Origin of the sequence: Streptomonospora arabica (assembly GCF_039531585.1) — a bacterium.
In the GTDB taxonomy this organism is placed as follows: Bacteria; Actinomycetota; Actinomycetes; order Streptosporangiales; family Streptosporangiaceae; genus Streptomonospora; species Streptomonospora halophila.
Genome location: NZ_BAAAQI010000044.1, coordinates 1 through 707 on the forward strand (window position 1 = coordinate 1; position 707 = coordinate 707).

The 707-nt window shown below is 27.2% G+C and carries 1 protein-coding gene; it reads left to right on the forward strand.

Annotated elements, in window-relative coordinates; all coding sequences use genetic code 11:
- On the forward strand, positions 1-707 hold a 707-nt coding region (locus tag ABD284_RS25695; protein ID WP_344149075.1), incomplete at both ends, for a hypothetical protein.

Below are 707 nucleotides of genomic sequence, written 5' to 3' on the forward strand. Positions count from 1 at the left end.
AATATTTATAAATCAATACGGTACAGCTAAATTATTACAATATTATCAAAATGGTAATTTTCAAAATCTAAAAGATGTATTTGCAAAATATTTATATGTAGCACAATTGAAAGTTAATGGATATAATGTATTATATAATTTGGCAAAACCACTAGCGTATACTTTTGGAAATGTTTTTCAAGAACTCGCAAATAGACCTACCGTCGAATTATCTGAAGTTATTGTTCCGCCTCCTTCACTTAGCTATAATATAAATTATAAATTACCAACTATAAAAAAGCAAATAGAAGTATTAATTCCTAATTTAATTTCTAAAATTGTAATTCCTAACGTCATAGCCGGCACACAATTTATATTTTCTGGAAATTCGAATTTAGCACAACTAACATCTCAATATTTACAATCTGGATATCTTCAAACTTGGAGAAGTATAACATTACAAAATTTAGGAAATAATTCAATTCAAATAAATAATTCGATTTATTTAATGCCTAAACAATGTTTGAAAATTACAGGTTCAAATCCGCAAGAAGTACAAATTTCAGCACAAAATCCTACTTTGGTAAGTGAATTAATTGAATTTGGTGCAATACTAATTACTGCTTATACAATTACAATTACAAATTCTCAACCTGATCCAACTTCAAGTCCATTTCAACAATTGCTAATTTTGAATTTATCAAACATAATTAAGTCCTGGGCCAAGC